The sequence below is a fragment of the Thiosulfatihalobacter marinus genome (assembly GCF_016019955.1).
Classification (GTDB): domain Bacteria; phylum Pseudomonadota; class Alphaproteobacteria; order Rhodobacterales; family Rhodobacteraceae; genus Shimia; species Shimia marinus_A.
This window is the reverse complement of sequence record NZ_JAECRZ010000001.1, coordinates 1-22,508: the sequence shown is the minus strand read 5'-3', so window position 1 is coordinate 22,508 and position 22,508 is coordinate 1. Positions and strand designations below refer to the sequence as shown.

The following is a 22,508-nucleotide window of genomic DNA, read 5'->3' as shown; positions in this document are numbered from 1 at the left end:
CGGCCGCCTCTCGGCAGAGGTTTCCCCTTACGTATGCGCCGTGATCCAGCTCACGATTGCCTGTGACGGCATCGCCCCCGACTGGCGCGCCCGCTCTTTACCATTTGAAAAGACGGCCATGGTAGGAATGCCCCGGATGCGGTATTTTGCACCCGCGTTCGGGTGGGCCTCGGTGTTCAGCTTGACCAGCCGCACCTGCCCTTGCAACGCCTGCGCCGCCGTCTGATATTGCGGCGCCATCTGGCGGCACGGCCCGCACCACGGCGCCCAGAAATCCACCACGATGGGCAGATCGTCATTGCGCGCCGCCTTTTCCAGCGTCGCCAGATCCACCTCGGCCACCGTGCCGCCCGCCAATTCCGCGCCACAGGTGCCGCATTTCGGCCCCGCCGCCAGCTTGTCAAACGGCACGCGATTCATCTGCCCACATGCCAGACATGTCAGTTTCTTCCCGGCCATCCCGGACCTCCAGATCACATTCCATTCAATCGATATATAGGCGCGCTATCCCGGCTTTGAACCCCGCCCCAGCATCAGCGGCACCAGAACCGGCAGCACCACCAGCCGCCCGACATGGCTGGCCGCGACAAACCCGGCATCCGCCGCCAACACACCGCCCATCGCGATCATGGTGTCCAGCCCACCGGGCGCAAACGCCACCACCACATGGCTCACCGGCATTCCCAGAAACGCCGCCACCGGCACCGCGAACAGCACCGCCATGCCCATCGCCACGCCAGTCACACACAACCCGGCCACGCTCATCTGCCCCAGCAGCTTGAGCGATATACCCGTGAACCGCGTCCCGATCAGCGTGCCGATTGCCACAAACCCCAGCAAGGCCAGGCCGGGATGCATCGCGCCGGGCGTCCACTCCAGCAAATGCGCCACCGCCGAAACGCCCATGCCCGCCAACAGGAAATGCGCCGGCACCTTCAGCCGCCGCAGCAGCGGCGCAATCGCGATCGTCGCCAGCACCAGCGCCGCCAACGCCCCCCATCCCATCACCGCATCCGGCGCGGCCACCGGACGATCCAGATCCGCCCCCGCCAGCATCAGCGCAAAAGGCACCGCCACCGTCATCGCCATCACCCGGATGGTCTGGATCACCGTGATCCGCGCCACATCCGCCTCCAGCGCCGTGCTCATCGCGATCACGAAACTCAGATGTCCGGGGGACGATGCCAGCACCGCCGCCCGGCGGTCGAACCCAAAGCCGCGCATCAGCATCCAGCGGCACAGGAACATGATCGCCACCAGCATCACCACCAGCGCCAGCAAGGCAAACGGCCACTTGAGGATCGCCTCGCGCGCCTGCGCGTTCATGCCCGCGCCCACGCCGATCCCCACCACCAGAAACGCCAGGTCGCGCACCGGCACGGCAATCGCCAGCGGCAGCCCTGTCAACGCCAGCGCCCCCACCAGGATCGCAGGCCCTGTGATCTGATAAAGCGGCAGCCCGATCAGCCCGCCCAGCGCCGCCCCCGCCACGCCGGCCACCAACGTCAAGACGGTTTGCACCGCCGGATTATCCCTGATCCACTGCACCATGTCCGCCTGCTATCACAGCCACCGATATGCGCAAATCAAAAGGGCCGGGCTTGCGCCCGGCCCCCGCCCCCCGTCAGGAGCAATGGCAAGTCTCGCCTCAGTTCAGCGCCTTGTCGGTAATCATGTGCGTCCAGGCGCCTTCGGGCTTCATGGTGATGACAGGATCGGATCCGCCCGACAGCAGGCTTTCTACCGTCCGTTCGTAATCGGCCGGGTCCAGCGCGCCGTTGCTGCCCGCGGTCAGCTTGGCCACCTCACGCATCATCCGTTTCTGATGTTCCTCGGTCTGTGCACCCGATGCATCATTGTCCAGAACGATCATCGCGGCCTCGTCCGGGTTTTCCTCGGCCCATTTCCAGCCCTTCATCGACGCGCGCACGAACCGCACCATCCTGTCCGCAAAGGCCGGATCCTTCAGGTTGTCCTCCAGCACATACATGCCGTCTTCCAGCGTCGCGACGCCCTGATCCTCATACTTGAACACCACCAGGTCATCCGGGGTCAGGCCCGCATCGATGATCTGCCAGTATTCGTTATAGGTCATGGTCGACACACAGGCCGCCTGGCCTTGCAGGATCGGATCCACGTTGAAGCCCTGCTTAAGCACGGTCACACCGCCATCGGAACCATCCGTGGCCAGGCCCAGCTTGCTCATCCAGCTCAGGAAGGGGTATTCATTGCCATAGAACCACACGCCCAGCGTCTTGCCCGCGAAATCGGCCGGCGACGAGATCCCGGCATCCTTGCGGCAGGTCAGCATCATGCCCGACGATTTGAACGGCTGGGCGATATTCACCAGCGCCAGACCCTTTTCGCGGCTGGCCAGCGCCGACGGCATCCAGTCCAGAACCACATCGGCCCCGCCGCCCGCGATCACCTGCGCCGGCGCGATGTCCGGGCCGCCCGGCTTGATCGTGACATCCAGCCCCTCTTCCTTGTAAAAGCCCTTGTCCAGCGCCACGTAATAGCCCGCAAACTGCGCCTGCGTGACCCATTTCAGTTGCAGCGTCACGTCTTCCGCCGCCTGCGCCATGCCCGCAGCAAGGCCCAGCGCCGCCGCGCTGATGGTTTTCATCAGTGTCTTCATAGTTTTACTCTCCTTGTTGAACGTTTCATTATTGTTGTTGTCATGCTCATCCCCGTTGCGAAGGATGCCAGAATGTGACGGCTTTCTCCACAAGCGCCACACCGCCATAAAAGGCGGATCCCACAATGGCCGCGACCACGATCTCGGCCCAGACCATATCAAGCGCCAGCCGCCCCACCTCGGTCGAAATGCGAAACCCCATCCCCTTGATGGGCGAACCGAAGAACTCGGCCACGATAGCACCAATCAGCGCCAGCGTTGTCGAAATTTTCAGCCCGTTGAAGATGAACGGCATCGCGGCCGGCAGGCGCAGCTTCATCAGCGTCTGCCAATAGCCTGACGCATAGGTGCGCATCAGGTCGCGCTGCATCGCATCCGTGGCCTGAAGCCCCTGCACCGTGTTCACCAGCATCGGGAAAAACACCATCACCACCACCACGGCGGCCTTGGACTGCCAGTCAAAACCGAACCACATCACCAGGATCGGCGCCATGCCGATGATCGGTAGGGCCGCCACGAAATTGCCCACCGGCAACAGCCCGCGTTGCAGGAACGGAAACCGGTCGATCACCACCGCCGTCAGGAACGCCGCGCCGCAGCCGATGACATAGCCCGACAACGCGCCCTTGATCGCGGTCTGCACAAAATCCTCCCACAGGATCGGCAGCGACGTGCCAAACCGGATCAGGATCGCCGAAGGCGGCGGCAACAAAACCGGGTTGATCTCGAACCCACGCACCACGCCTTCCCAGATCAACACCAGCGTGACGCCAAAGATGACCGGCACCGCCAACGCGCGCGCCCGCGTGCGCGGCTGCCGCGCCAGCCAGACATTCAGCGCCCAGCCGCCCAGCCAGATACCGATCGCTGCAATCAACCACCCCATCACGCCATCCCCATCCGCTTGAGAACCGCCTTCTGCACAAACCCGATAAGCCCCACAAGACTGGCCGCCAGGGCCGCCGCCGTGATCAGCGCGCTCCATATCTGGATCGTCTGCCCGTAATAACTCCCCGCCAGAAGCCGCGCGCCAAGGCCCGCCACGGCGCCCGTGGGCAACTCACCCACGATCGCCCCCACCAGCGACGCTGCCATCGCCACCTTGAGCGAGGTGAACAGATACGGCATCGAGCTCGGCAACCGCAGCTTCCGGAACTCCTGCCCCCCGCTGGCGTTCCAGGTCTTCATCTGGTCCAGCTGCATCCGCCCGGGGCTGCGCAGCCCCTTGACCATGCCGACAACCACCGGGAAGAACGACAGATACATGGAAATCACCGCCTTGGGCAAAAGCCCGGATATGCCGATCGCGTTCAACACCACGATGATCATCGGCGCAATCGCCAGGATCGGAATGGTCTGGCTGGCGATCACCCAGGGCATCACGCTCATGTCCATGGTCCGGTTGTAAACGATCCCCACCGCCAGCCCGATGCCCAGCGCCGTGCCCATCACGAACCCCAGCAAGGTCGAACTCAGCGTGATCCAGCTGTGATAGATCAGCGAACGCTTGGAAAACGCCCGCCCCGAGGCCACCATCCCGCCGGTCGTCTTCCATATCTCACGCCCCACCTGGTGGGGCGCCGGCAGCTTGGGCTTGTCCTGGCTCAACGTGTCGGCAATCAGCTCGGATGTGCTCAGCTCCACCCCGGCGCGCTTGGCCTTGTCATAGGCCCAGGCCGAATTCAACGCCACCGCCCCGGCATACCAAAGCACAAAAATGGCGATCACAACCGTGATCACCGGCCCGACACGATACCAAAGCGCGCTCATGCCACAACCTCCGTACCCATGACCAAAGCTGCTTTCATTGTTCCACAAATACTCAAAACGGCACGCCCGGTCTCACGGGCGGAATTGTTGAGTATTTTAAGAACAATGAAAGGAATTGGTGGTTTCCTGATCACGCGGTACAGGCTGGAGAGCCGATGGCCGTGAACGGTGAAAGGCTTTGCTTCCCCAAAAGGGGCAAGGCGGCGTTGCGGGGGCGGGATGTCAATCATCTTCGTGCCCCGCGCGCAATCCGTCGCGCACCCGGTGCGCGATTTCGATGAATTCCTTGCTGTCACGGATATCCAGCGGCCTCTCCTTTGGCAGCGGGCTGTCGATCACATCCGTTATCCGTCCCGGCCGGGGCGACATCACCACGATCTTGGTACTCAGATATACCGCCTCCGGGATCGAATGGGTGACAAAGCCGATGGTCTTGTTGGTGCGCGCCCACAAGTCGAGAAGCTGTTCGTTCAGGTGATCGCGCACGATCTCGTCCAGAGCGCCGAACGGCTCGTCCATCAACAGGATGTCGGCGTGGAACGCCAGGGCGCGCGCGATGCTCGCGCGCTGCTGCATCCCGCCGGACAATTGCCAGGGGTATTTCTTTTCGAAACCGTCCAGATGCACCAGGTCCAGCACCTCGCGCACCGCTTCGTCCTGTTCGGCCTTGTTCACCCCCATGATCTCCAGCGGCAGGCGGATATTGCCGCCGATCGTGCGCCAGGGATACAGCCCTGCGTGCTGGAACACATACCCATAGGCCCGCGCGCGCCGCGCCTCCTGCGCGCTCATCCCGTTCACCGTGATCTCACCGGCGGTTGGGTGCTCCAGGTCGGCAATCACCCGCAGGAAAGTGGTTTTGCCACAGCCGGACGGGCCGATGAAGCTTACGAAATCGCCCTTGTTGATCTCAAGGTTCACATCCTTGAGCGCATGGACCGGGCCGTCATTCGTCTGGAAGGTCAGGCTCAGGTTCTTGGCTTCGATGACAGGTGCGTCGCTCATACAGGTCTCACTTGTTTGCCCGTTTCGGGCAGGTCCAGTTCCCCGAGGAGCCATTTACGCCCCGGGGAAACCAATCAAACGCCGGTTGCGGGGATTCCGCTACGCTCAACCGGGCGCGGCGCGGTCAGCTCTTTCCACGTGGACAGCGCCCTGTTCACGGTCGCATTCGCCTCGCGCGCCACGAATTCGCCATGGCCCTCCTGCGTCTGGATCGCGCCATCATTCACGGCCACCTGTCCGCGTGTCAGCGTATAGCGCGGCAGGCCCTTGACCTGCTTGCCCTCGAACACGTTGTAATCGATCGCCGATTGCTGGCTGCCGGCCGAAATGGTCTTTTCCTTTTCAGGATCCCACACGACAATATCGGCATCCGCGCCCACCAGAATCGCACCCTTCTTCGGGTAACAGTTCAGGATCTTGGCAATATTGGTCGAAGTCACGGCGACAAACTCATTCATCGTCAACCGCCCCGTCGCCACCCCATGCGTCCACAGCATCGGCATCCGGTCCTCCAACCCGCCGGTGCCGTTCGGGATCTTGGTGAAATCCCCCACACCATAGCGTTTCTGTTCCGTGGTGAACGCACAATGATCGGTCGCCACAACCGACAACGACCCCGACTGCAACCCGGCCCACAAGCTGTCCTGATGCTGTTTGTTGCGAAAGGGCGGTGACATGACACGGCGCGCGGCGTGATCCCAATCGGTATTGAAATACTCGCTCTCGTCCAGCGTCAGATGCTGGATCAACGGCTCGCCCCAGACCCGCTTGCCCTGCATCCGCGCGCGCCGGATCGCCTCGTGGCTGTCCTCGCAGGACGTGTGCACCACATAAAGCGGCACACCGGCCATGTCGGCGATCATGATCGCGCGGTTGGTGGCCTCGCCCTCCACCTGCGGCGGGCGCGAATAGGCATGGGCTTCGGGCCCGGTATTGCCCTGTGCCAACAGCTTTGCACTCAACTCCGCCACCACGTCGCCATTCTCGGCATGCACCATGGCAATCCCGCCCAGCTCCGCCAGCCGCTGGAACGAGGCATAAAGCTCGTCGTCATTCACCATCAACGCGCCCTTGTAGGCCATGAAATGCTTGAACGTGTTGATCCCGCGCGTCTCGATCACGGTCTTGATGTCGTCAAACACCTGCTCGCCCCACCATGTCACCGCCATGTGAAAGGAGTAATCGCAATTGGCGCGCGTCGATTTGTTGTCCCAGCGTTTCAGCGCATCCAGCAGGCTCTCGCCCGGATTGGGCAACGCGAAATCCACCACCATCGTGGTGCCCCCGGCCAGACCAGCGCGCGTACCGCTTTCGAAATCATCGCTGGAATAGGTGCCCATGAACGGCATCTCCAGATGCGTATGCGGGTCAATTCCACCCGGCATCACGTAACACCCGCTGGCGTCCAGCGCCTTGTCCCCCTTCAGATCCGGCCCGATCCCGGCGATCACCCCGCCCTCAACCAGCACATCCGCCTTATAGGTCAGATCCGCCGTCACAATCGTTCCGTTCTTGATAACCGTCGACATTTCTCAAACTCCCTGTTGTTCTCTAGACCGACCCGAACACCCCGATCGCGTCGCCATGCACCCCGATATCCACGGGGCCGAATTTGCTTTCCGTCACCAGCGAAAAGGTTTCGGCAGACGGCACCCAGACCACCCGGTAGTCGCCATCGCTGCGCGTCACCGCCCAGCACATCATCGACACGCCCCCCGAAAACGTCACCTCAACCTCGACCGGCGCGATCATCGCCGCCCGGAACTCCGCCAACGTCACCCGGTGCCACTCGGCGCTCATCGGTGCGCCCCAGCCCACCACACGCGCCGCCCGCGCGGGGTCATAATCCCGCAACTCGGCGGCAATCAACGCCCGCACGCGCGCCGCATGGCTGATGTCCGCGATCATGATCCTGTCCGCCGTCCCTTCTTCATTTTGCCCCAAATACTCCGGGGGGTCCGGGGGGCTGGCCCCCCGGCATCCGCGTCACTCCACGATTTGTGCCGTTTCCAACACCGCATGCATCAGCACATCGGCACCGGCGGCGGCCCATTCCCTGGAAATCTCTTCCGCCTCGTTATGGCTCAGCCCGTCCACGCAGGGGCACATCACCATCGCCGTCGGCGCCACCTGGTTGATCCAGCAGGCATCATGCCCCGCCCCGGAAATGATATCCATATGCGAATAACCCAGCCGCTCCGCCGCGCCGCGCACCGCCCCGACACAGCCCTCATCGAACTGCACCGGGTCAAACCCGCCCACCTTCTCGAACGATATGCTCAGCCCCATCCCGTCGGCAATCTTCCGCCCCTCGACACGCAGCCGCGCCTCCATGTCCTCGATCACCGACAATTCGGGCGAGCGGAAATCCACCGTGAACACCACCTTGCCGGGGATCACGTTGCGCGAATTTGGATAGACATCGATATGCCCGGCCGCCCCCACCGCGTGCGGCGCATGGCTCCAGGCGATCTCGTCCACCTTCTCCAGCACCCGCGCCATGCCCAGCCCGGCGTTCCGGCGCATCGGCATCGGTGTCGATCCGGTGTGGCTGTCCTTGCCCTCGATCGTCACCTGCGTCCAGCTCAGCCCCTGCCCGTGGGTGACAACCCCGATATCCTTGCCCTCGGCCTCCAGGATCGGCCCCTGCTCGATATGCAACTCGAACATGGCATGCATCCCGCGCGCGCCCACCGGCTCGTCGCCACGCCAGCCGATCCGCTTCAGCTCGTCGCCGAACGTCTTGCCCTCGGCGTCCGTGCGCGCATAGGCCCAGTCCTCGGTATGCACACCGGCAAACACGCCAGAGGCCAGCATCGCCGGGGCAAACCGCGTGCCCTCCTCGTTGGTCCAGTTCGTCACCACGATCGGATGTTTCGTCCTGATCCCCAGATCCCTGATCGTGCGCAGGATCTCCAGCCCGCCCAGCACGCCCAGAACCCCGTCATATTTGCCGCCCGTCGGCTGGGTATCCAGATGCGACCCCACATAGACCGGCAAGGCCTCCGGGTCGGTTCCCGGATAGTGGGCAAACATGTTGCCCATCGTGTCCAGCCCCATGGTACAGCCCACATCCTCGCACCATTTCTGGAACAGGGCACGCCCCTCGCCATCCTCATCCGTCACCGTCTGGCGGTTGTTGCCCCCCGCCACGCCGGGACCGATCCTGGCCATCTCCATCAGGCTGTCCCACAGCCGGTCCGCGTTTACCTTCAGGTTTTCACCGGGTGCCGCCATGCCATTTTCTCCCCTGTTTCGCTGCGGGCCTCCTGGCCTCTTGCTTTCGCGCACTTCCTGACCGTATGGTCAAATTCAGAGCACCACACCCTGACCAAACGGTCAAGAAAATTCTCAAGGCAGGTTCCATGCCCCCCATCCGCCGCGCCAGCAGCAAGAAAGAACGCCGCCAGGAAAGCGAAAAGCTTATTTTGTCGGCAGCGGAAAAAGTCTTTGCCGAGGCAGGGTTTGGCGGGGCCACGATGCAGTTGATTGCCGATGTGGCCGGCCTGCCCAAGGCCAACCTGCACTATTATTTCCCCACCAAGGAATCGCTTTACCGACAGGTGGTGCAGAATATTTTCCAGATCTGGCTGCAAGCGGCCGACATCTTTGACGCCGCCGACGGCCCGGCCGAGGGAATCGGCGCCTATATCGACGCCAAGATGGAAATCTCGCGCCGCCACCCCGAAGGCTCCAAGGTCTGGGCCTCCGAGGTGATGCATGGTGCACCCGTCATCCAGGACTATCTCGAAACCACGCTGATGGAATGGACAGAGGGGCGCGCCGCGATTATCCGGCGCTGGACCGAAGAGGGCCGGATGGACCCGATCGATCCCGACCATCTGCTCTATATGCTTTGGGCCACAACCCAGCACTATGCCGATTTCGGCCACCAGATCGAAACGCTGAACGGCGGTGCGCCGCTGTCCGATACGCAATGGGACGCGGCCAAGGCCAGCGTCAAACAGATCATCCTGCGCGGCATCGGCGCGCTGGACTGACCCGAAAGGACCGCCATGGCCCCCGGCCCCGCCAAGAAACCCAGCCGCATCCAGCAACGCAACCGCAGGCGCATTCTGGATGCCGCGCTCGACGTGTTCTCCGGCCATGGCTATCGCGGCGCGACGCTGGATCAGATATCCGAGGAATCCGGCCTCTCCAAACCCAACATCCTGTATTATTTCGACGGCAAGAAGGACATCCATGTCACCCTTCTGAACCAGCTTATGGCAACCTGGCTCGATCCGCTCCGGGAAATGAATCCGGATGGCGATCCGCTTGACGAACTTCTGGCCTATGTGCACCGCAAACTGGAAATGAGCCGCGCCTACCCGCGCGAAAGCCGCCTCTTTGCCAATGAAATCCTGCAAGGCGCCCCGCGCATGGGGCCGCATCTCCTGTCCGGGCTGAAACCGCTCTTTGACGAAAAGACCGCCCTGATTCAACGCTGGATCGATGCCGGCAGGCTGGCCCCGGTCGATCCGCGTCACCTGATCTTCTCGATCTGGGCCACCACCCAGCATTATGCCGATTTCGACGCCCAGGTGCGGGTTCTGATGACCGGCGACAAGGCCATTCTGCAAGGCGCAGACGCCTATCTCGACACAATGTTCCGCAAACTGCTGACCCCCTAGCAGCGGCATTGGCGCGGCGCGCAGGCGGCGTCATTCCCGGCGGGATCACCAATCGTCCGCGCGGTTGCGGCAGGCATTTGGGCGACGGCCGTGAAGGCCGGGGCCAGCAATCGGATTTTGGCAGAGCCGCAAAACACCGGTATCCTGCGCCCCGCCGCGCCCCATCCCGGCCTCGGGTTGATCGCGCGCACTCTAACTCGGGTCGCGAAACCGGTTCACGATCGGATAGCGCCGGTCCAGCCAGAACGCCTTCTTGCTCAGCCGGGCACCGGGGGCGGACTGAAACCGCTTGTATTCACTGATGTAAATCAGGTGTTCGACCCGTTTGACGGTCTCGCGATCATACCCGGCGGCCACGCACTCGGCGACAGATTTGTCTTCATCCACCAGCATGAACAAAATCGCGTCCAGCACGTCATAGGGCGGCAGACTGTCCTCGTCCTTCTGGTCCGGTCGCAGCTCGGCACTTGGCGGCTTGTCGATGATCGCGGGCGGGATCACCTCGCCCGCGGGGCCACTCATCCACTCCCGATGCACCGCGTTGCGCCAGCGCGAGGTTTCGAACACCCGCGTCTTGTACATGTCCTTGATCGGGTTATAGCCGCCCGCCATGTCGCCATAGATCGTGGCATAGCCCACCGCCACCTCGGACTTGTTGCCGGTGGTCAGCAGCATCTCGCCAAACTTGTTGCTGAGCGCCATCAACAACAGGCCGCGCAGACGGCTCTGGATATTCTCTTCGGTCAACCCCGGCTCGGTGCCCGCAAACAAAGGCGCAAGTGTGTTGGTGATCGCCGCGCGCCCCTCGGCAATCGGCACAAAATCATACCGCACGCCCAGCCGCTTCGCGATATCCTCGGCATCGTCCAGCGAGCCTTGCGAGGTGTATTCGCTGGGCAGCATCACACAGCGCACGTTGTCCGCCCCCAGCGCGTCCACCGCGATCGTCGCCACCAGCGCGCTGTCGATCCCCCCCGACAGGCCCAGCAGCACCTTCCGGAACCCGGTCTTGCCCATATAGTCGCGCAACGCTTCCACACAGACCCGGTAATCCTGTTCCTCACCGGCAGGCAGCACCGCCCGGGGACCGGCTTCGCAGCGCCAGCCGCGCTCCGTCCGGGTAAACCCGACATGCGCCACCACCTCGTCAAAAACCGGCAACTGCATCGCCAGTTCCCCGCCGGGGTTCAGCACGAACGAGCCGCCGTCAAACACCTGGTCATCCTGTCCGCCCACCATGTTCAGATAGACCAGCGGCAGCCCGGTCTCGATCACACGCGCCACCATATGGGTCACGCGCCGGTCAAACTTGTCCCGATAATAGGGCGATCCGTTGGGCACGATCAGGATTTCGGCGCCGGTCTCCTGCATGGTTTCCGGCACATCCCCAAACCACGCATCCTCGCAGATCGGAGAGCCGATCCGCACCCCGTTTACGTCATACGGCCCGCTCACCGGCCCCGGATCGAACAGACGCGCCTCGTCGAACACCGTGTAGTTTGGCAAATGGTGTTTCAGCTGGCGATGCACCACCTTGCCCCCCTTCAGGACGAAATAGGCGTTGTACAGCTTGCCCGCATGGGCATACGGCCCGCCCACCGCAATCACCGGCCCATCGGCGCAATCGGCGGCCAGCCGGTCAATCACGTCCAGCGCCGCCGCCTGCAAGGCCGGCTTCAGGATCAGATCCTGCGCGTTATAGCCCACGATGAACATCTCCGGGAACGCCACCAGATCCGACCCGGCGTCCTTTGCCTGTTGCCAGACCTCGCGCACCCTGGCGGCATTGCCCTCCAGATCGCCCATCACGGGGTTGGCCTGGGCCATCGTCAGACGAAAAGTGTCAGCCATTCCGGCCTCCTGTCACATCGCTTGCAGGCAGATTTACCAGAACCGGCGGCGGGGAAAAGCGCAAAGGCGCAAAACCCGTTGCCCATGCCGCCCCCATGCCCTAGAATTTCGCAAAAGCCGCACAGCCGGCAGGGGCAAACCCATGGGGACCAAAAAGATGAGCAGAACTCAGGCACTTACCTTTGCCTTCCTGTTGGCCGCCGCGCCCGCGCTGGCCCAGGACGGGCAGGTCCTGACCAAACAATACGACGATGGCGGCGTCTACGAGGGCACCTTCAAGGGCGGGCTGCAACACGGGACCGGCACCTACCGGCTGCCCAACGGTTATGAATATTCCGGCCAGTGGATCGACGGCGAGATCAAGGGCATGGGCACGGCCCGCTTCCCCAACGGCTCGGTCTACGAGGGCGAATTCGCCAAGGGCAAACCGCACGGCATCGGCAAGATCACCTTCACCGATGGCGGCACTTACGAAGGCGAATGGGCCGAAGGCAAGATCACCGGCCAGGGCGTGGCGATCTACGCCAATGGCGTGCGCTACGAAGGCGGCTTCCTGAATGCCAATCACCACGGCAAGGGCGTGATGCTGTCGCCCGGCGGCTACCGCTACGAAGGCGACTGGATCAATGGCGTCAAGGAAGGTCTGGGCAGGATCACCTATGCCGACGGCACCGTCTATGACGGCGAAATCGTCGCCGGCGAACGCGCCGGCCAGGGCACGCTGACCATGGCGGACGGGCTGGTCTATTCCGGCACCTGGGCGAATGGCCAGATCGAAGGAACCGGAACCCTGACCCAGCCCAATGGCGATATGTATGTGGGACAACTGGTCGGCGGTCAGCGCCAGGGCGAAGGCCGCGTCACCTACGCAAATGGCGACGTGTACGAGGGCCAGTTCGAAGCCGACCAACGCCACGGCCAGGGCACTTTCACCGGCGCCGATGGCTATGTCTATGTGGGCAGCTGGGTCAATGGCCGAATCGAAGGCCAGGGCCAGGTCACTTATCCCGACGGCTCGGTCTATGCCGGCCAGTTCAAGGACGATCTGGCGGATGGCCAGGGCAGGATCACCTACCCCGATGGCTCGGTCTACGAAGGCGACTGGAAGAACGGCGTGATCGACGGCGTCGGCAGGGCCACCTATGCCAACGGGCTGACCTACGAGGGCGAATTCAAGAACGCCCGCAATCACGGCAACGGCGTGATGACCTATTCCGACGGCTACCGCTACGAAGGCGCCTGGGCGGATGGCCAGCGCCACGGCATGGGCAAGGCCACCTATGCGGATGGCACGGTCTATACCGGGCAGTTCGTCAACGGCCAGCGCGAAGGCGTCGGCGAGATCGTCATGCCGGACGGCTTCACCTATGCCGGGGAATGGAAAGCCGGAGAGATCGATGGCGTCGGCGTCGCCACCTATGCCAATGGCGATATCTACGAAGGCACGTTCAAGGCCGGCAAACGCCAGGGCGAAGGCACCATGCGCTATGCCGGCGGCGAAGAGGCCACCGGCCAATGGGACAACGGCGCGCTGCAAAACTGATTCCGGCCCCGGCCACCGCCCGGTTTCGCGCGGCCCCGTTTGCGCGCGGCCCCGTGTCGGGACGCGGCGCGGCCGAAGACCGGCCAATCCGGCAAATTCCCGCTTTTCATTCCTTTTTGCCAATCCTATAGTCTGCCCCATGATCAGTACGGCCCATATCGCATTCGACCACCAGCGCAGCCGCGCCCTGGCGGCCCTGGCGATTCCGGCCGGCCTCCTTCTGCTGCTAGCCCGCCTCTGAGCGTGCCATTGCCTGGCGCGACCGCTCAGAGGATGTGCCTTCGCGCCCCGCAACCAGCAGAAATCAGAAAGAACCCGACATGACCGATACCCCCCAGAACGACCGCGTTGTCATTTTCGACACCACCCTGCGCGACGGCGAACAAAGCCCCGGCGCCACCATGACCCATGACGAAAAGCTCGAAATCGCAGCCATGCTCGATGACATGGGCGTGGACATCATCGAGGCCGGCTTTCCGATCGCCTCCGAAGGCGATTTCGCCGCCGTGTCCGAGATCGCGAAAAACGCGGTGAACAGCCGCATCTGCGGCCTGGCGCGCGCCAATTTCGCCGATATCGACCGCTGCTGGGAGGCGGTGAAACACGCGCGGCTGAACCGTATCCACACCTTCATCGGCACCTCGCCGCTGCACCGCGCCATTCCCAACCTCACCATGGATGAGATGGCCGACAAGATCCACGAGACTGTGAGCCACGCCCGCAACCTGTGCGACAACGTGCAATGGTCGCCCATGGATGCCACCCGCACCGAATGGGACTACCTGTGCCGCGTGGTGGAGATCGCGATCAAGGCCGGCGCCAGCACGATCAACATCCCCGATACCGTCGGCTACACCGCCCCGGACGAAAGCGCGAGCCTGATCCGCCGCCTGATCGAAACCGTTCCCGGCGCGGACGAGGTGATCTTCGCCACCCATTGCCACAATGACCTTGGCATGGCCACGGCCAACGCGCTGGCCGCCGTCGCCGGTGGCGCGCGCCAGATCGAATGCACCATCAACGGGCTGGGCGAACGCGCCGGCAACACCGCGCTCGAAGAGGTGGTCATGGCAATGAAAACCCGCCACGACATCATGCCCTGGACCACCGGCATCGACACCACCAAGATCATGGCCATCTCCCGCCGCGTCGCCACGGTGTCGGGCTTTGCGGTGCAGTTCAACAAGGCGATCGTCGGCAAGAACGCCTTCGCCCATGAAAGCGGCATCCACCAGGACGGGATGCTCAAGAACCGCGAGAATTTCGAGATCATGCGCCCCGAGGATATCGGCCTCTCGGGCACCTCGCTGCCGCTGGGCAAACATTCGGGCCGCGCCGCGCTGCGCGACAAGCTGCACAATCTGGGCTTTGACGTGGGCGACAATCAGCTCAAGGACATCTTCGTCCGCTTCAAGGAACTGGCCGACCGCAAGAAAGAAGTCTTCGACGACGACATCATTGCATTGGTGCGCGTCGGCGAGGACGCCGAGAACGACACGCTGAAACTGGTCTCGATGAAAGTGGTCTGCGGCACCGGCGGTCCGGCCGAAGCCACCGTCGAAATGGAAATCGACGGGCGCGACGTGTCGGCCAGCGAAACCGGCGACGGCCCGGTGGACGCCACGTTCCGCGCCATCCGCGCCCTGCACCCCTCCTCGGCCCATCTGCAACTCTACCAGGTGCACGCCGTGACCGAAGGCACCGATGCCCAGGCCACGGTCTCTGTCCGGCTCGAAGAAGACGGCGTCATCGCCACCGGCCAGTCAGCCAATACCGACACGGTGGTCGCCTCCGCCAAGGCCTATATCCACGCTCTCAACCGCCTGATCGTGCGGCGCGGCAAGATGGGCCAGGGCGCGGATTCGCGCGAGATTTCCTACAAGGATCTCACCTGACCCCACTATGCCGGACCAAACCCACGGGCCGCCCCTCCGGGGCGGTCCTTCTGGTCCCCGGCCAAAGCATGACAAACCGGGCATGGGCGGCGCCAGGGCGAATCCCCCGCGCGCCGCGCCTGCGGCAAACGCCCCGATCGCAGATGAACATCCCGCAAACCCGCCGCCCACAGGCTTAACCGCGCGATTTCGCACGCCAGTACCGACGCAATACCGACGCGATACCAACGCAATGCCGCGCCCCGTTCCGCCCTGTTAACCTAGGCGAGTCACCCCGATTCGCCGCCCGCCCGCCACCTCACATCGCCCGCCCCGGACAGACATGCTTAACCTTTCATTGTTCCGAAAATACTCAAATCCCCAACGCCGCCGCCCGCGCAACCTGCCGGGCCTCACCCCAGCGCCGCGAAATGCCGCCCCAGCCGGTCCGCCTCGTCCTGCGCACCATAAGGCGCATTCACCACGAACAGCCCCGATCCCACCATCCGGTGCCCCTCCCGGACCGGTGGAAACCGCACCTCGTGGTGCAACATTTTTGGCAGTCCCTGTTGCTTGAGCGCCGCGATCATCCCCTTGTGGCCCGCGTCACTCAATATCGGGTACCACAAGGCGATCACCCCCACGTTCCACTTGCGATGCAGCTTGCCCACAAATCCCGGTATTGTCTTGTAATCACTCTTGATTTCATAACTCGGATCAATCATGCACAGCCCCCGGCGCGGCTCTGGCGGACAAACCCCCATCGCCATCCCGAACCCGTCCTGATGGTGGATCTTCGCCCCCGATCCGCGCATCGCAAGCCGCAAGGCATCGCATTCCTGCGGGTGCAACTCGGCCAGATGCATCCGGTCCGCGTCCCGTAACAACGCCGCCGCCAGCGCCGGAGACCCCGGATAGGCCGCATCGCCATGGCGCGCGCGAACATCTGCAAGCGCCTGATAATAGGGGTGTTTCTCTCCAAACCAGCCTTGCGCCACGCCAATCCCCGCCGCCGCCTCGCCGGTTTTCAACGCCGCCGCATCATCCAGCCGGTACAGCCCCCGCCCGGCATGGGTCTCCAGATAGCTGATCGGCTTGGGCTTCTGCCCCATATAGGCCAGCATGACCGCCAACAGCGCGTGCTTATGCACGTCCGCCAGATTGCCCGCATGGTAAATATGCTGATAGCTCAACATGTTGCGCCCCTTCTTCCTGACCCGGAGATGCCCATTTCGCGCCCGGAAATGCAAGCGCTTCCGGCAGGAACACCCCGCGCGGCGGATTCACGCGCATTTGCACCGGTCAGGGTCTTTCACAAACCGGCTGCACTCCATATAAGAAGGTCGGCCCGCAGCCGACAGAGTCGCGGGCCCTTTTTGAATTTCTGGGGAACGGAAAATACGCATGCTGGGAAATCTGGGCGGCCTGTTCACATCCGACATGGCCATCGACCTTGGAACGGCGAATACACTCGTCTACGTCAAGGGCAAAGGCATCATTCTCAGCGAACCCTCCGTGGTCGCCTATCATGTCAAGGACGGCGTGAAAAAGGTGCTCGCCGTGGGCGAGGACGCCAAGCTGATGCTGGGCCGCACACCCGGCTCGATCGAGGCCATCCGCCCGATGCGCGACGGGGTGATCGCCGATTTCGACACCGCTGAGGAGATGATCAAACACTTCATCCGCAAGGTGCACAAACGCTCGACCTTCTCCAAGCCTAAGATCATCGTCTGCGTCCCCCATGGCGCCACGCCGGTAGAGAAAAGGGCGATCCGGCAATCGGTTCTCAGCGCCGGCGCCCGCCGCGCGGGGCTGATCGCGGAACCCATCGCCGCCGCCATCGGCGCCGGGATGCCGATCACCGATCCCACCGGCAACATGGTGGTCGATATCGGCGGCGGCACCACCGAAGTGGCCGTGCTGAGCCTGGGCGACATCGTCTATGCGCGCTCGGTCCGGGTGGGCGGCGACCGTATGGACGAAGCCATCATCAACTATCTGCGCCGCCAGCAGAATCTGCTCGTCGGGGAATCCACCGCCGAGCGGATCAAGACCTCGATCGGCACCGCGCGCATGCCCGATGACGGGCGCGGCCAGTCGATGCAGATCCGCGGCCGCGACCTGCTGAACGGCGTGCCCAAGGAAACCGAAATCAGCCAGGCCCAGGTGGCCGAGGCGCTGGCCGAACCGGTTCAGCAGATCTGCGAGGCCGTGATGACCGCGCTCGAAGCCACCCCGCCCGACCTGGCGGCGGATATCGTGGATCGCGGCGTCATGCTCACCGGGGGCGGCGCGCTTCTGGGCGATCTCGATCTGGCGTTGCGCGAACAGACCGGCCTCGCCGTGTCGATCGCCGATGAAAGCCTCAACTGTGTCGCCATGGGCACCGGCAAGGCGTTGGAATACGAAAAACAGCTGCGCCACGCGATCGATTACGACAGCTGACGCGGCGCCGTTTGGACGGCGCGCGGGGGCGTGCTACATGTAACCCGTTGAACCTGAACCACTCCCGGGGGCAAGGTGGCCAGAGACCGCAACCAAGGCGAAGACTATTCAGGCCCGCTCAAGCGTTTGTTGTTGAGCGTTCTGGTGCTGTGTCTGATCGGCATCTTCCTGATCTGGCGGATCGACAGCCCCCGCGTAGAACGGTTTCGCGCACAGGTAACGGACCGGGTGGTGCCCAGCTTCGATTGGGCCATGGCACCAGTCACCGCCACGGTGAACCTGTTCCGCAACGTTCAAAGCTATCAGCGTATCGTCGAACAAAATCAGGAACTTCGGCGCGAGCTTCAGCAAATGAAGGCCTGGAAAGAGGCCGCGCTTCAGCTGGAACAGGAAAACGCCCGGCTGCTGGATCTCAACAACGTGCGGCTTGATCCCCGGCTGACCTATATCACCGGCGTGGTACTGGCCGACAGCGGTTCGCCTTTCCGCCAATCCGTGCTGCTCAATATCGGCGCACGCGACGGGGTCGTGGATGGCTGGGCCGCGATGGACGGAATCGGCCTGGTCGGGCGCATTTCCGGTGTCGGAAAATCCACGTCGCGTGTGATCCTGCTGACCGACAGTTCCAGCCGCATTCCCGCAATCATCCAGCCTTCCGGCCAGACCGCGCTGATCGCGGGCGACAACTCGATCGCGCCAAATGTGGATTTCCTGGAAACCCCGGAACTGGTGCGCCCGGGCGACCGGGTTGTCACGTCCGGGGATGGCGGCGTGTTTCCCGGCGGCCTGCTGATCGGCCATGTCGCCACCGATCCGGGAGGACGGCTGCGGGTGCGGCTGTCGGCGGATTACGAACGGCTGGAATTCCTGCGCGTCCTGCGGGATCGCGGCCAGGAAAAAGTCACCACGCCGGGCTCTGTGGTGGCCCCTGCGCAGGCCGCGGCGTCAGCAGGAGGGAACGATGGCTAGCGGACTGGTATCCCGCAAATGGGTGATGCGGCTTACGTTCGCCGTGCTGTGCCTGGCTATCCTTTTTCTTCAGCTTTTGCCGCTGGAAACAACTCCACGGCGCTGGGCCGGGCCAGACTGGCTTGTGGTACTGACCGTGGCCTGGGCTGCGCGGCAACCAAAATACACCCCGCCTGTTTTGGTCGCCGCACTGTTTCTTCTGGCCGATCTCCTGCTGCTGCGCCCTCCGGGGCTGCTGGCGGCGATCATGGTCGTGGCCACCCACTTCCTGAACAGCCGCGCCAGCGGGCTGCGCGCCGCCACCTTTACCACCGAATGGCTGACGGCCGCGGCGGTGATGGTGGGCGTGGCACTGACCTATCGGCTTGGGCTGACGATCTTCATGGTGCATCACGTGCCGCTGGGATTGCCGCTGATGCAGGTGATCATGAACATCGCCATCTACCCGCTCGTCGTGTTTCTTTCGGCAATTCTGTGCGGCGTGCGCCGAACCAAGGCGCGGGACACCGCCATGGGAGCCGTGACATGAGAAAATCGCCCGCCGAACTTGGCGCCAGCCACGCCCGCCTCAGCCGCCGCGCGCTCTTGCTGGGCGGCGCGCAGGTGGCCGTTGCCGGTGTTCTGGGCCTGCGGATGCGGTATCTGCAAGTTGACCAGGCCGAGCAGTTCCGCATGCTGGCCGAGGAAAACCGCATCAATATCCGCCTGATCCCTCCGGCGCGCGGCGAGATATTCGACCGCAACGGTGTCGTTCTTGCGCGCAACGAGCCCTCGTATCGCATCACCATGGTGCGCGAGGATGCCGGCGACGTGGACGCGGTGATCGCGCGTCTGGCCCGGCTGATCGAACTGGACCCGGCCGAGCTGGAACGGGCGATGACCGAAATGCACCGCTCGGCGCCATTCCTGCCCGTCACCATCGCCGATCGCGTGACCTGGAAGGAAATGAGCCGCGTTGCCGTCAACGCCCCGGCCCTGCCCGGCGTCACCCCCGAAGTGGGCCTGTCGCGCTACTATCCGCTGCGCGGGGATTTTGCGCATGTGCTGGGCTATGTCGGCCCGGTCTCCGATTACGACCTGTCCCGGATCGAAGATCCCGACCAGCTTTTGCGCATACCCCGTTTTCAGATCGGCAAGGTGGGGCTGGAGGCCAAGCTGGAAGAGCAACTGCGGGGCAAGGCCGGAACCAAGCGGGTCGAGGTCAATGCCGTGGGGCGTGTCATGCGCGAACTGGACCGGCGCGAGGGCCAGCAGGGCGACGACATGCAGTTGACCATCGACCAGGCGCTACAATCCTATACCCAGGCTCGTCTGGGGGAACAAAGCGCCTCGGTTGCGGTGGTGGATTGCCGCAACGGCGACGTGCTGACGCTGGCGTCCTCGCCTTCCTTCGATCCCAACAACTTTGTCGAGGGCATCTCGGTGGACGATTACCGCGCCCTTACGGAAAACCAGTTTCGTCCTCTGGCGGCCAAATCCGTTCAGGGCACTTACCCGCCCGGATCGACCTTCAAGATGGTCGTGGCGCTGGCGGCGCTTCAAGAGGGCAGCATAGACCCTGACGAAACGGTCTTTTGCCCGGGCTATCTGGAAATCGCCAACCGCCGGTTCCATTGCTGGAAACGCTCGGGCCACGGGCATGTCGCGTTGGGCGCCGCCCTGCGCGAAAGCTGCGATGTGTACTTCTATGATCTTGCGATGAAGACCGGCATTGACAAGATTTCGGCCATGGCCGAGCGGTTCGGGCTGGGATTGCGCTCTGATCTGCCGCTTTCCGGAATCGCCCATGGGTTGAATCCCTCGCGCGTCTGGAAGGAAACCGTCCGCGGTGAACCCTGGGTGATCGGCGACACCGTCAATACCTCGATCGGGCAGGGTTACGTGCAGACTTCCCCTCTCCAACTTGCGGTCATGACGGCGCGGCTGGCCTCGGGCAAGGATATTGAACCGCGGCTGGTCAAATCGATAAACGGGATCGAAACGCCCATTCCGGAACCCGCCTCCATGGGGTTCGACCCCGACCAGCTGCGCAGGGTTCAGAGCGGCATGTTCGAAGTGTCCAACCACCGGCGCGGCACGGCCTATGGCAGTCGCATTATCGAGGACGCCTTTCGCATGGCCGGCAAGACCGGCACCAGCCAGGTCCGCAACATCACCGCCGCCGAACGCGCCAGCGGCGTGATCCGCAACGAAGACCTGCCCTGGAACCGGCGCGACCACGCGTTGTTCGTGAATTTTGCCCCCTTCGAGGCCCCCGAGATCGCGGTGGCGGTGGTCGTCGAGCATGGCGGCGGCGGCTCCACGGCGGCGGCGCCGATCGCGCGTGACGTGACACTTCAGGCGCTTTACGGCGGCCCGCCACCCCTGATGGCCTATCCGGCCAAGGACCGCGAGCGAATCCGGGTCCAGCAAGAGGCGCTGGAGCGGCTTGCCCCCGGGCGCGAGATCACACGGCGGAACCGGGCATGAGCTATCTGGAATATTCTGTCAAATATGTCCCCACCGGGCTGCGCAAGGTGCTGTATCTGAACTGGCCGCTGATCCTGTTGCTGACGGCGGTGGCCGGGGTGGGCTTCATGATGCTTTATTCCGTCGCGGGCGGGTCGTTCTCGCCCTGGGCCGAACCGCAGATCAAACGCTATGTGCTGGGCCTGGGCCTGATGCTGTTCGTGGCAATGGTGCCGATCTGGTTCTGGCGCTCGGTTTCCGGGGCGGCCTATCTCGTGACCATACTGTTGCTGGTACTGGTCGAGTTCATGGGCAGTGTCGGCATGGGCGCCCAGCGCTGGATCGATCTCGGGTTCATGCGGCTGCAACCGTCCGAACTGATGAAGATCACGCTGGTGATGGCGCTGGCCGCCTATTACGACTGGCTGCCCGCCCGACGCACATCGCACCCGCTTTGGGTGCTGATCCCGGTTGTCCTGATCCTGCTGCCCACGGCGCTGGTCCTGCGCCAGCCCGATCTGGGAACCTCGATCCTGCTGATCACCGGCGGGGCGATCGTGATGTTCGTGGGCGGGGTGCACTGGGGTTATTTCGCGGTCGTGGCCGGGCTGGTGGCGGGTATGGTGGTTGCCGTGTTCCAGTCGCGTGGAACTGGCTGGCAACTCCTGAAAAATTACCAGTATCGCCGTATCGACACGTTTCTGGACCCGTCCATGGATCCGCTGGGCGCGGGCTATCACATCACTCAGTCCAAGATCGCGCTGGGTTCGGGAGGCTGGACCGGGCGCGGCTTCATGCAAGGCACGCAATCGCGGCTGAACTTTCTGCCAGAAAAACAGACCGATTTCATCTTTACGACCCTGGCCGAGGAGTTCGGCTTTGTCGGCGCTGTTTCGCTGTTGTCACTGTATCTGCTGATCGTGCTGTTCTGTGTCGCGTCCGCGCTGATGAACCGGGATCGCTATTCGTCCTTGCTGACGCTGGGCATCACCGGCGCCTTCTTCCTGTTTTTCGCGGTCAACATGGCAATGGTGATGGGGCTGGCTCCGGTTGTTGGCGTGCCCTTGCCGCTGGTCAGTTATGGCGGGTCGGCCATGCTGGTGTTGATGCTGGCTTTTGGCCTGGTGCAAAGCGCCCATGTGCACCGGCCGCGCTGAGAAGGGGCTCCCGCCCGTCATCGCCGCCCGCTGAGGCGGGCAGCTGTGCCGGTTGGGCCGGGGCGGCGGGGGGGGGGCCCCCCCCCCCCCCCCGCCCCCCCCGGCGCATAAAAGGCGGGCGGCGCCCAGGGGCCCCCCCGGGGAATCGCCAACGAAACCACCCAGTGGGCGCCC

At 63.6% G+C, this 22,508-nt stretch carries 21 protein-coding genes; 9 read left to right on the top strand and 12 right to left on the bottom strand.

Annotation, left to right across the window (positions count from 1 at the left end):
- Positions 1-27: 27 nt before the first annotated feature.
- The 10 genes from trxC to I3253_RS00060 form a co-directional block, all read right to left on the bottom strand.
- Positions 28-459 carry a thioredoxin TrxC gene (gene trxC, locus I3253_RS00105; protein WP_197915592.1) on the bottom strand — a complete coding sequence of 144 codons (432 nt, stop codon included), beginning with the start codon at positions 457-459 and terminating at the stop codon, positions 28-30.
- Between the two features lie 45 nt (positions 460-504).
- Complete coding sequence (locus I3253_RS00100; RefSeq protein ID WP_197915591.1) at positions 505-1,551, bottom strand: AbrB family transcriptional regulator; 1,047 nt, start codon at positions 1,549-1,551, stop codon at positions 505-507.
- A gap of 97 nt (positions 1,552-1,648) precedes the next feature.
- Entirely contained in the window at positions 1,649-2,638 is a 990-nt protein-coding gene (locus tag I3253_RS00095; RefSeq protein WP_197915590.1) for an ABC transporter substrate-binding protein, read from the bottom strand.
- A 46-nt stretch (positions 2,639-2,684) separates the two neighbouring features.
- Entirely contained in the window at positions 2,685-3,524 is an 840-nt protein-coding gene (locus I3253_RS00090; protein ID WP_197915589.1) for an ABC transporter permease, read from the bottom strand.
- Positions 3,524-4,408 (bottom strand): ABC transporter permease, encoded by an 885-nt coding sequence (locus tag I3253_RS00085; RefSeq protein ID WP_197915588.1) that lies wholly within the window; start codon positions 4,406-4,408, stop codon positions 3,524-3,526. The genes I3253_RS00090 and I3253_RS00085 overlap by 1 nt, the downstream gene beginning before the upstream one ends.
- Positions 4,405-4,638 (bottom strand): hypothetical protein, encoded by a 234-nt coding sequence (locus tag I3253_RS00080; protein ID WP_197915587.1) that lies wholly within the window; start codon positions 4,636-4,638, stop codon positions 4,405-4,407. Before I3253_RS00080 ends, I3253_RS00085 begins: the two co-directional genes overlap by 4 nt.
- Complete coding sequence (locus tag I3253_RS00075; RefSeq protein WP_197915586.1) at positions 4,631-5,413, bottom strand: ABC transporter ATP-binding protein; 783 nt, start codon at positions 5,411-5,413, stop codon at positions 4,631-4,633. Before I3253_RS00075 ends, I3253_RS00080 begins: the two co-directional genes overlap by 8 nt.
- A 74-nt stretch (positions 5,414-5,487) precedes the next feature.
- Entirely contained in the window at positions 5,488-6,942 is a 1,455-nt protein-coding gene (gene hydA, locus I3253_RS00070; protein WP_197915585.1) for a dihydropyrimidinase, read from the bottom strand.
- A gap of 22 nt (positions 6,943-6,964) precedes the next feature.
- A complete protein-coding gene (locus I3253_RS00065) occupies positions 6,965-7,321 on the bottom strand; it encodes a hypothetical protein (RefSeq protein ID WP_197915584.1) in 357 nt (118 codons plus the stop codon).
- Positions 7,322-7,399: 78 nt separating this feature from the next.
- Positions 7,400-8,650 (bottom strand): Zn-dependent hydrolase, encoded by a 1,251-nt coding sequence (locus I3253_RS00060; protein ID WP_197915583.1) that lies wholly within the window; start codon positions 8,648-8,650, stop codon positions 7,400-7,402.
- A 128-nt stretch (positions 8,651-8,778) separates the two neighbouring features.
- On the opposite strand from I3253_RS00060, the gene I3253_RS00055 reads away from it, so the two are divergent.
- Both I3253_RS00055 and I3253_RS00050 read left to right on the top strand, forming a co-directional pair.
- On the top strand, positions 8,779-9,414 hold the full coding sequence (locus I3253_RS00055; protein ID WP_197915582.1) for a TetR/AcrR family transcriptional regulator: 636 nt from the start codon (positions 8,779-8,781) through the stop codon (positions 9,412-9,414).
- Positions 9,415-9,429: 15 nt separating this feature from the next.
- The gene (locus I3253_RS00050) at positions 9,430-10,047 is read left to right on the top strand and encodes a TetR family transcriptional regulator C-terminal domain-containing protein (protein ID WP_197915581.1); all 618 of its coding nucleotides are present in this window, start codon (positions 9,430-9,432) and stop codon (positions 10,045-10,047) included.
- 192 nt (positions 10,048-10,239) lie between these two features.
- Here the strand turns inward: I3253_RS00050 and I3253_RS00045 are convergent, their stop codons facing one another.
- Entirely contained in the window at positions 10,240-11,898 is a 1,659-nt protein-coding gene (locus tag I3253_RS00045; protein ID WP_197915580.1) for an NAD+ synthase, read from the bottom strand.
- A 157-nt stretch (positions 11,899-12,055) separates the two neighbouring features.
- Here I3253_RS00045 and I3253_RS00040 point away from each other — a divergent pair, with 157 nt between their 5' ends.
- On the top strand, positions 12,056-13,441 hold the full coding sequence (locus I3253_RS00040; protein WP_197915579.1) for an MORN repeat-containing protein: 1,386 nt from the start codon (positions 12,056-12,058) through the stop codon (positions 13,439-13,441).
- A gap of 320 nt (positions 13,442-13,761) precedes the next feature.
- On the top strand, positions 13,762-15,336 hold the full coding sequence (locus tag I3253_RS00035) for a 2-isopropylmalate synthase (RefSeq protein WP_197915578.1): 1,575 nt from the start codon (positions 13,762-13,764) through the stop codon (positions 15,334-15,336).
- A 392-nt stretch (positions 15,337-15,728) separates the two neighbouring features.
- Here I3253_RS00035 and rlmJ read toward each other — a convergent pair whose 3' ends face one another.
- The gene (gene rlmJ, locus I3253_RS00030) at positions 15,729-16,511 is read right to left on the bottom strand and encodes a 23S rRNA (adenine(2030)-N(6))-methyltransferase RlmJ (RefSeq protein WP_197915577.1); all 783 of its coding nucleotides are present in this window, start codon (positions 16,509-16,511) and stop codon (positions 15,729-15,731) included.
- 208 nt (positions 16,512-16,719) lie between these two features.
- Here rlmJ and I3253_RS00025 point away from each other — a divergent pair, with 208 nt between their 5' ends.
- The 5 genes from I3253_RS00025 to rodA all read left to right on the top strand — a co-directional run bounded on the left by I3253_RS00025 (position 16,720) and on the right by rodA (position 22,334).
- A complete protein-coding gene (locus tag I3253_RS00025; protein ID WP_197915576.1) occupies positions 16,720-17,760 on the top strand; it encodes a rod shape-determining protein in 1,041 nt (346 codons plus the stop codon).
- Positions 17,761-17,835: 75 nt separating this feature from the next.
- Entirely contained in the window at positions 17,836-18,729 is an 894-nt protein-coding gene (mreC, locus tag I3253_RS00020) for a rod shape-determining protein MreC (RefSeq protein ID WP_197915575.1), read from the top strand.
- Positions 18,722-19,258 (top strand): rod shape-determining protein MreD, encoded by a 537-nt coding sequence (locus I3253_RS00015; RefSeq protein ID WP_197915574.1) that lies wholly within the window; start codon positions 18,722-18,724, stop codon positions 19,256-19,258. Before mreC ends, I3253_RS00015 begins: the two co-directional genes overlap by 8 nt.
- Positions 19,255-21,198: a penicillin-binding protein 2 gene (gene mrdA / locus I3253_RS00010; protein ID WP_197915573.1), complete on the top strand. Its 1,944-nt coding sequence runs from the start codon at positions 19,255-19,257 to the stop codon at positions 21,196-21,198. The genes I3253_RS00015 and mrdA overlap by 4 nt, the downstream gene beginning before the upstream one ends.
- Positions 21,195-22,334, top strand: coding sequence for a rod shape-determining protein RodA (gene rodA, locus I3253_RS00005; protein WP_197915572.1), 1,140 nt, complete (start codon positions 21,195-21,197; stop codon positions 22,332-22,334). The genes mrdA and rodA overlap by 4 nt, the downstream gene beginning before the upstream one ends.
- Positions 22,335-22,508 lie beyond the last annotated feature (174 nt).

What these genes read in the sequence shown, in the direction of transcription:
- I3253_RS00025 (WP_197915576.1), top strand. Translation starts at nt 16,720, where the DNA reads ATGCTGGGAAATCTGGGCGGCCTGTTCACATCCGACATGGCCATCGAC.
- I3253_RS00090 (WP_197915589.1), bottom strand. Translation starts at nt 3,524, where the DNA reads ATGGGGTGGTTGATTGCAGCGATCGGTATCTGGCTGGGCGGCTGGGCG.
- trxC (WP_197915592.1), bottom strand. Translation starts at nt 459, where the DNA reads ATGGCCGGGAAGAAACTGACATGTCTGGCATGTGGGCAGATGAATCGC.
- I3253_RS00065 (WP_197915584.1), bottom strand. Translation starts at nt 7,321, where the DNA reads ATGATCGCGGACATCAGCCATGCGGCGCGCGTGCGGGCGTTGATTGCC.
- I3253_RS00050 (WP_197915581.1), top strand. Translation starts at nt 9,430, where the DNA reads ATGGCCCCCGGCCCCGCCAAGAAACCCAGCCGCATCCAGCAACGCAAC.
- rodA (WP_197915572.1), top strand. Translation starts at nt 21,195, where the DNA reads ATGAGCTATCTGGAATATTCTGTCAAATATGTCCCCACCGGGCTGCGC.
- I3253_RS00035 (WP_197915578.1), top strand. Translation starts at nt 13,762, where the DNA reads ATGACCGATACCCCCCAGAACGACCGCGTTGTCATTTTCGACACCACC.
- I3253_RS00060 (WP_197915583.1), bottom strand. Translation starts at nt 8,650, where the DNA reads ATGGCGGCACCCGGTGAAAACCTGAAGGTAAACGCGGACCGGCTGTGG.
- I3253_RS00040 (WP_197915579.1), top strand. Translation starts at nt 12,056, where the DNA reads ATGAGCAGAACTCAGGCACTTACCTTTGCCTTCCTGTTGGCCGCCGCG.
- I3253_RS00075 (WP_197915586.1), bottom strand. Translation starts at nt 5,413, where the DNA reads ATGAGCGACGCACCTGTCATCGAAGCCAAGAACCTGAGCCTGACCTTC.
- I3253_RS00055 (WP_197915582.1), top strand. Translation starts at nt 8,779, where the DNA reads ATGCCCCCCATCCGCCGCGCCAGCAGCAAGAAAGAACGCCGCCAGGAA.
- rlmJ (WP_197915577.1), bottom strand. Translation starts at nt 16,511, where the DNA reads ATGTTGAGCTATCAGCATATTTACCATGCGGGCAATCTGGCGGACGTG.
- I3253_RS00080 (WP_197915587.1), bottom strand. Translation starts at nt 4,638, where the DNA reads ATGATTGACATCCCGCCCCCGCAACGCCGCCTTGCCCCTTTTGGGGAA.
- I3253_RS00045 (WP_197915580.1), bottom strand. Translation starts at nt 11,898, where the DNA reads ATGGCTGACACTTTTCGTCTGACGATGGCCCAGGCCAACCCCGTGATG.
- I3253_RS00015 (WP_197915574.1), top strand. Translation starts at nt 18,722, where the DNA reads ATGGCTAGCGGACTGGTATCCCGCAAATGGGTGATGCGGCTTACGTTC.
- mrdA (WP_197915573.1), top strand. Translation starts at nt 19,255, where the DNA reads ATGAGAAAATCGCCCGCCGAACTTGGCGCCAGCCACGCCCGCCTCAGC.
- I3253_RS00085 (WP_197915588.1), bottom strand. Translation starts at nt 4,408, where the DNA reads ATGAGCGCGCTTTGGTATCGTGTCGGGCCGGTGATCACGGTTGTGATC.
- hydA (WP_197915585.1), bottom strand. Translation starts at nt 6,942, where the DNA reads ATGTCGACGGTTATCAAGAACGGAACGATTGTGACGGCGGATCTGACC.
- I3253_RS00100 (WP_197915591.1), bottom strand. Translation starts at nt 1,551, where the DNA reads ATGGTGCAGTGGATCAGGGATAATCCGGCGGTGCAAACCGTCTTGACG.
- I3253_RS00095 (WP_197915590.1), bottom strand. Translation starts at nt 2,638, where the DNA reads ATGAAGACACTGATGAAAACCATCAGCGCGGCGGCGCTGGGCCTTGCT.